The organism is Bacillus cereus group sp. BfR-BA-01441, from assembly GCF_022663075.1.
Lineage (GTDB): Bacteria > Bacillota > Bacilli > Bacillales > Bacillaceae_G > Bacillus_A > Bacillus_A cereus.
The window spans coordinates 1-2,505 of the sequence record NZ_JAKUEU010000180.1; the positions used below are offsets into that span (position 1 = coordinate 1).

The window sequence follows — 2,505 nt, forward strand, 5'->3', positions numbered from 1 at the left end:
CGCGCTTATGAAGTGGGTGTATGAGCGGGAAAATACCATTCTATGGATTGATGAATTGATGCAGGTTGCCCCGTCACCTACAAAGTATCCGTTCCATTTGCGCGCACTTATGACGCGCGGGCGTAGTAAAGAAGCGACAGTTTGGGCTTGTACACAAAGACCCGCTACGATCCCTATTGATGTATTTAACAATTCAAGTCATTTCTTTATTTTTGATTTAAACATCCCGGCGGATCGTGACCGCATTGTAAAAGCGACGGGTTGCCCGGAATTTTACGAAAAACCCGGTAAGTATAACTTTTGGTATATGCGGGATAGTGATGACGAACCTGTCCGCGCCACTTTGAAACTTTGAAAGGGGGTGACAATGTGGAGGGTAAATTTGCAGGGGTCGGACTGAAAAACATTATAGTCCTATGGCTCATGTTTGTACTGTTAACAGTTATGGCAAAAGCGATTTTAACAAAACATCCGGTTCGTGGACTTAGTGAAGTTGTCCAAGCCGTATAACAAGGAGGAAAACAAAATGAGTAAACTATTTAGCCCGTCTTGGTGGGTATCTATGTTAATTAACACATTCGTAACAATGATCTTTATTTATCTAATTAAAAAAGGGTCTGAGAAATTCAATATCCCGGTTGTAAGACCGATTGCGGAGGCGGTATAACATGCACGTAGTTACTATTTATGATGCAAATATGAATCGTATCAATACACATTTCACAGGAAGTAAGCCGACTTTTCAGCAACTTGCCGATTTTAAAAATCGTTATGAAAACGCGGAGTATGTGGAATCAAATGAACGTTATGCTGACTTTGAAATTCGTGAAGGTGAACGAAAAGAGCGTTTAGCAAACGAAGCAAAGCAAGCGGAACTGGAACGAATCAAACGTGAACAAGAACAGGCTCACGGACTTACTGAAGGAGGAACAAACTAATGGCACAACAAAAAGAGCAATATTCACCGCAACAACGCGCGATGATCTGGGCGACAGCAACGCGTCAATATCAACAAACATTGCCTACACAAGTAGTCACACAAGAAGGTATGACACTTGATTTCACATTACCGAAAGCACGTCTATTAACAAAGATATGGTTACATGTCAAAGCCGTAGCCACGTTGAAAAGCTCTAGCGGGAACATTCAACGTGACCCGATGTCTCCATATGGTATTTTACGTCGAGTAGAACTCAACTTAAATAACGGCTTCAGTCCTTACATTGTATCAGGTAAAGAACTGTTTATGTATAACGTTTTACGACAACATCCAGACGTGTTATTACCAGGTGCAAATAAACAATCGTTAAACTTTGTGGAAAATGTAGCAACAACGGCTGGTAAGGACAATGAAATTCAATTCACTGTACCGATCCCTGTTAGTTTAAATGATCGTGATCCTGTAGGAATGGTTATGCTGCAAAACAATACAGCAAATGTGAACTTAACAGTATCCGTTGATCAACTAGCAAATGCGTACAAATTAAACGCGTCAAATAGTGACCAAGTGACATTTAAATCTATGTCTATTACGCCAGTGATCGAAACATTCTCAATCCCGTCGATCCCAGGGGGACAGCCGGACATGTCTGTTTTAAAACTCGTTCAATCAAAATCGGACATTTTTAGCGGTGGCGGACAAAATATTTTAAAACTAAACGTAGGTACGATTTATCGTAAACTACTATTCTATATCGAAGATTCAAACGGGAAGCCGTTAGAGCCAAAAGACTTTACTGGAAATATGGAGCTTGTCTTTAATCAAGCGGACACGCCTTACAATGTAAAACCGGAAGTGTTGGTTCACAAAAACCATTCCGACTTAGGATATCCACTTCCGCCGGGTGTATATTGCTTTGACTTTAGTAACCAAGGTGTACCGAACTTAGGTGGTAGCCGTGACTATATTGATAGTGAACGATTAACAGAATTCTGGTTCCGATTCTCTACAAATGTAGGCGGAAAGGTCACAGTGGTTTCGGAAACATTATCAAGACTACAAATGTAAGGGGCTTTATGCTCCTTACCTATTTATAAGGAGGGAACAGAATGGGACTGAATCATTTCTATCACGATCTATACCCGGATACGGGTTTCAATTCAACAAGTGGAATTACCGTAGCGGAAATGGGTGACCAAGTTGTATTAGTCGATGAAAAGGACATCAAGACAGACGTAAAGCCAAAGAGTGACCCAGTAACAGGTGCAAGTATTTGGAAGTCGATTGGTCTATTTATCATCATCATAATCACATTCGGTTATGTGGCGGGGAGGTTGTAAAAATGGACGTTACGCAAATGACGCAACTGATCGGTAGTTTAGGCTTCCCGATTTTCGCATGTATTTATCATATGACGACTATGAAAAAGACACTAGATGCGAATACACAATCCATTAACGCGAATACACAAATCATGATGCAAGTGCAAGCATTTATTGCACAAGTCGCGCAAGGAAGCGGGGAGAAGAAATGAGCAAATCATTAATTCTAGTCGTGGCGATCCT

Annotated in this window: 6 protein-coding genes and 1 pseudogene; all 7 read left to right on the forward strand. The window is 41.0% G+C overall.

The annotated features are described in order from the left end of the window. A pseudogene (locus MR107_RS29615) lies at window positions 1–355 on the forward strand (ATP-binding protein); the annotation flags it as partial. Between the two features lie 14 nt (window positions 356–369). Next, window positions 370–510, forward strand: coding sequence for a hypothetical protein (locus tag MR107_RS29620; protein ID WP_023901797.1), 141 nt, complete (start codon window positions 370–372; stop codon window positions 508–510). A gap of 16 nt (window positions 511–526) precedes the next feature. Beyond that, entirely contained in the window at window positions 527–667 is a 141-nt protein-coding gene (locus tag MR107_RS29625) for a hypothetical protein (protein ID WP_171840974.1), read from the forward strand. Between the two features lies 1 nt (window position 668). Next, on the forward strand, window positions 669–938 hold the full coding sequence (locus MR107_RS29630; RefSeq protein ID WP_242293116.1) for a hypothetical protein: 270 nt from the start codon (window positions 669–671) through the stop codon (window positions 936–938). Next, window positions 938–2,008 (forward strand): cytoplasmic protein, encoded by a 1,071-nt coding sequence (locus MR107_RS29635; RefSeq protein ID WP_242293117.1) that lies wholly within the window; start codon window positions 938–940, stop codon window positions 2,006–2,008. The genes MR107_RS29630 and MR107_RS29635 overlap by 1 nt, the downstream gene beginning before the upstream one ends. A 41-nt stretch (window positions 2,009–2,049) precedes the next feature. Then, window positions 2,050–2,280: a hypothetical protein gene (locus tag MR107_RS29640; protein WP_166696243.1), complete on the forward strand. Its 231-nt coding sequence runs from the start codon at window positions 2,050–2,052 to the stop codon at window positions 2,278–2,280. Between the two features lie 2 nt (window positions 2,281–2,282). Next, window positions 2,283–2,474 (forward strand): hypothetical protein, encoded by a 192-nt coding sequence (locus tag MR107_RS29645; RefSeq protein ID WP_086403570.1) that lies wholly within the window; start codon window positions 2,283–2,285, stop codon window positions 2,472–2,474. Window positions 2,475–2,505: the final 31 nt, after the last annotated feature.